General features: G+C 62.0%; 5 protein-coding genes. All 5 read left to right on the forward strand.

The window, feature by feature from the left end:
- On the forward strand, nucleotides 1–883 hold an 883-nt coding region (locus VMA09_18840), incomplete at its 5' end, for an FAD-dependent oxidoreductase (protein HUA35675.1).
- Between the two features lies 1 nt (nucleotide 884).
- Complete coding sequence (nth, locus tag VMA09_18845; GenBank protein ID HUA35676.1) at nucleotides 885–1,568, forward strand: endonuclease III; 684 nt, start codon at nucleotides 885–887, stop codon at nucleotides 1,566–1,568.
- A 75-nt stretch (nucleotides 1,569–1,643) separates the two neighbouring features.
- The gene (locus tag VMA09_18850; protein ID HUA35677.1) at nucleotides 1,644–2,522 is read left to right on the forward strand and encodes a hypothetical protein; all 879 of its coding nucleotides are present in this window, start codon (nucleotides 1,644–1,646) and stop codon (nucleotides 2,520–2,522) included.
- 222 nt (nucleotides 2,523–2,744) lie between these two features.
- Nucleotides 2,745–3,281: a DUF177 domain-containing protein gene (locus tag VMA09_18855; GenBank protein ID HUA35678.1), complete on the forward strand. Its 537-nt coding sequence runs from the start codon at nucleotides 2,745–2,747 to the stop codon at nucleotides 3,279–3,281.
- A gap of 232 nt (nucleotides 3,282–3,513) precedes the next feature.
- Nucleotides 3,514–4,368 (forward strand): phosphate acyltransferase PlsX (gene plsX, locus VMA09_18860; GenBank protein ID HUA35679.1); only part of this gene is annotated, 855 nt, incomplete at its 3' end.

Consider the following 4,368-nt stretch of genomic DNA (forward strand, 5'->3'; position numbering starts at 1 on the left):
CCGCACCACCAAGGGCGTCCATCTGGTGTTCCAGCGCGCGATGCTTCCGGTGCGCGAATCGCTGGTCCTCGGCGACGCCAACGGACGCATCGTGTTTGTCATGCCTCACGATCGCTACGTGCTGGTCGGGACGACGGACACTGACTACAGCGGCGATCCCGCCGCGGTCGCGACGGAGCCCGCCGATATCAGCTATCTTCTAGGCGTCCTTGCCGAGAGCCTGCCCGGAATCAAGCTCACGCCCGACGATGTTGTTGCCAGCTTTGCCGGACTGCGCGCACTGGTGGTAGCGGAAGGAAAGGGCGCGCCGTCATCGGTGCCGCGCGAGGAAGAGATCCTGCGCAGTGCGGCGGGATTGTTCTCGGTCGCGGGAGGGAAGCTGACGACGCATCGCGAGATTGCCGAAAAAGTGGTGAATGCAGTACTGCGCGAGATTGGTGAGCCGATCAAACACTCGCCGACACGCGATACTCCTTTGCCGGGTGCGCGCAAGCTCGATCGCAGCGAGACAGGCGATGCGCTCGCCAAGCTGCCGCGCGATGCACGTGAGATCTTGAACGCACGCTACGGAACGCGCGCGCAGATCGTGGCCGCATCGGCAGGTGGCAATCTAGAGCTCTCGCGCCCGCTATCGCAAGGATGTCCTGCGATCGGCGTTGAGGTCGTCAGTGCCGTGCGCAATGAGATGGTGCTATCGGTCGCAGATTTCCTCGTGCGGCGAACCTCGCTTACGTGGCGCGCCCCGCTCGAGGCGGAAGCGGCAGCGCCGTTGGTCTCGCGAATCCTTGCGTCGGAGCTCGGATGGGATCGCGCGCGCGAGCAGGCCGAGCTCGCTGAGTTCAATCGCATGTACGGTAGAGGCCGCGTCGCGGCTGCGACCTAGGATGGCCGCGCGCGAAAGCCACCAGGCGCTGAAATCGCGCGCCGCTCGCGTCACGAAAACGCTCAAACGCCTCTATCCGCACGCTCGGATCAGCCTCGATTTCAAAACGCCATGGCAATGCCTCGCCGCGACGATTCTCTCTGCGCAATGCACTGACGAGCGCGTCAACGCCGTCACGCCCGGGCTCTTCCGCGAATTTCCTGACGCGCGCGCGATGGCCAGGGCCGACGAGCGGCGCGTTCAGGAGCTGATCGTTACGACGGGATTCTTCCGCCAGAAGACGCGCTCGCTTATCGAAACGGCGCGGCTCCTGGTCGAACGTCATGGGGGAGAAGTCCCACGCAAGATGGACGAGTTGGTGAAGCTCAAGGGCGTCGGGCGCAAAACCGCCAACGTAATTCTCGGCCACGTCTATGGCGAGCCCGGCTTCGTCGTTGATACCCATGTGCGGCGCTTGACGTATCGGCTCGGATTCACCCAGAGCAGCGAGCCCGACCAGATCGAACAGGACATGCAGGCCCTCCTGCCGCCGAAGGATTGGACTCAAATCTCGATGAGTCTGATCCTGCACGGCCGCCAGGTCTGCTTCGCGCGCAAACCCGACTGCGAGCGCTGCGACCTGTCGCCGGAATGCCCGAAGATCGGGGTGACGGGTGTGTCGCCCAAAAAAGCGGAAGGCAGTTGATTGATTTGACCAGGTTTCAACCTAAAGAAGCCCGCATATCCGGAACAACCTCCCGCGTTGCGGGCGAGGTGCGGCATGCGACTATCGGTTCCGTTGCTCCTCGCAATGACCTGCGGCCTGCTATTGTTGACTATAAGCCAACTCGCGTTTGCTGCCGGCACGAAGCCGCCGCTGAAGAAAACCGCCAGCTTTGGCGATTACACTGCGAACACGTACTACGACCAGAACTCCAACACGAAGGATGCCTACTACGAAATTCTCAGGAACAAGAAATCGATCTTTACGGGCCGCGCCTCCCAAAATGGCGAGAAATTCGTGGTCGGCACGCTCTACAAGGACGATCCCGACGCGAAACTCGTCACTATGGGCAAGGACATCACCGGTGACGGGCAGCCCGACCTTGTAATCTCGGAGTGGACGGGCGGCGCGAACTGCTGCCTTATCTTTCATATCTTCGAGATTGGCTCGAAGTTCCGCAAGATTGCCGATCTCGACGCGGAGTTCGGCGACCAGGGGCCGCATTTCGTTCAGCTCACGAAGGGACCGGGACTCCAGATCCAGATCTACGACTGGACCTTCGCCAACTGGAACACGGACTTCGCCGATTCGCCCGCGCCCAAAGTGATTCTCCAATATTCGGGGAGAACCTACGTGATGGCTCCCGAGCTGATGCGCACGCCGTCAGCCGACCTGAAAGACCTGCCGGCCAAGGTCGCGCAGGTGAAATCAGACTCGAAGGGCCTCAAAGGCGCCTGGCCCGACGCGAATATCCCGCCCGAGCTCTGGGGCACGATGCTCGATCTAATCTACACCGGCCATCGAATCGCAGCCTGGCAGTTCCTCGACGAAGCCTGGCCCGCGAGCATCAGCGGCAAATCAAAATTCCTCGACGATTTCATGGCCCAGCTAAAGAAAAGCCCGTACTGGAAAGAGGTTTCGAAGCTCGCAAGTTAGCCGCCCACGTCCGCGGCTTGGTCCCCTTCCCGCGCGTGTATCTGCGGGAAAGGAAGGTTGAGCGCCGCAGAGTGTTGCGATTCTCAGCAGCCTGCTCGTTCGATTAGATATCGCGGGACGGCTCCGGCGTATTTGAACAGCGGGTCGCAAGTGCAATAATTCACTCGCCAGCCCTGACCGTTTGTGACTCCCTTGCGACGCAGCCTGGCGCGAGGCAGTGCCGTGAAGCTCAGAATCGACGACATAACCGCTGACCCCCGTGACGCCTCCTTCGCCGAGCCCGCCGAGGATGTTAATCGCGTCCTCGAAAAGGGCCCGATTCGCGAATATCGCGTCGAAGACCCGATCAAGGTCGACGTCTCGTATTATAGAAGTGGGATGGACCTCTTCCTGTCGGGGCATATCAAGACGCGGACCGAGGCGACCTGCGCGCGATGCGCCGAGGATTTCGAGACGGAGAACGACCGGCCGTTTCGCCTCGTTCTGTCGCCGAAGACCGTCGGATACGGCACCGAAACCGATTTGCGCGCCGACGATCTCGAGTTTTCGCTCTACGAGGGCGATGAAATCGACCTGGGTCCGCTGATTCGCGAGCAAATCCTGCTGGCGCTGCCAACCCGGCCGCTCTGCCGCGAGGACTGCCAAGGGCTATGCCCCAGATGCGGCGGCAACCGGAATCACGTACAATGCGATTGCCGCATCGAGACCTTCGACCCTCGACTCGAAGTGTTGCGGTCTATTAAACTGCAACGTTCCTGAGCGCGAATATCGCCTCCATAAACTGGAAGTAATTACAATGCAGGCACCTAAACGACGAACGTCTCATTCCAAGAAAAATAAGCGCCGCGCCCACGATGCGCTGCGCGCCGTCAATCCCGGCTCGTGCCCTTCGTGCGGCGAGCCCGCGATGCCTCATCGCGTATGCCGCCATTGCGGAGCCTATCGCGGACGCCAACTCGCCGCAGCGGCGGAGTAAGCAAAAGAGACTGCTGTGAAAATCGCGCTCGACGCGATGGGGGGCGATCTCGCTCCCAAAGCGACCGTTGAGGGCGCCGTTCTCGCCGCGCGCGACTTCGGCGTCGAGGTCGTGCTGGTCGGCGATCGCGAGGTCGTCGCGCGCGAGCTCGCCTCTCATGACGCGGCGAACCTTCCTCTCAAGATCGAGCACGCGCCCGAGACAATTATGATGGACGAGTCGCCGCTTGAGGCGGTGATCGCCAAGCCGCGCTCCTCGATGCATGTCGGTCTTGAGCTGGTGAAGCGCGGCGACGCTGACGCTTTCGTCAGTGCCGGAAATTCCGGTGCTCAGATGGCGGCCTCGATGATGGTGCTGGGTAATCTGCCGACCGTCGATCGCCCCGCGATCGCGTCTGTCGTGCCGACCTCCGAAGGTCTTGCGCTTTTGGTCGATGCGGGCGCGAATGTCGAGGTGAAGCCAATTCATCTCGTGCAGTTCGCGATCATGGGCAGCGTTTACTGGCGTCATGTGCGTAACGTATCGCGGCCGCGAATCGGGATTCTCTCCAACGGCGAGGAAAGCTCCAAGGGCACCGATCTCACGCGCGCTGCCGCGATGGTTCTCGGCCAGATGCCGTCCTATGTGAACTACATCGGCTACGTCGAAGGCCGCGATATCAACCGCGCCAAGGCCGACGTGATCGTCACCGACGGCTTCACCGGCAACGTCGCGCTCAAGGCGGTCGAGGGGACGATCCGCACCCTGCTCGAGGCGCTGCGCGAGGAGATCACCGCGAGCACGACCGGAACGCTCGGTGGTTTGCTCATCCGTCCCGCCGCCCGGCGGCTCCGCGGCCGGCTCGATCCCGACACCTACGGGGGCGCGTAT

It is taken from the genome of Candidatus Binataceae bacterium (assembly GCA_035508495.1).
Classification (GTDB): domain Bacteria; phylum Desulfobacterota; class Binatia; order Binatales; family Binataceae; genus JASHPB01.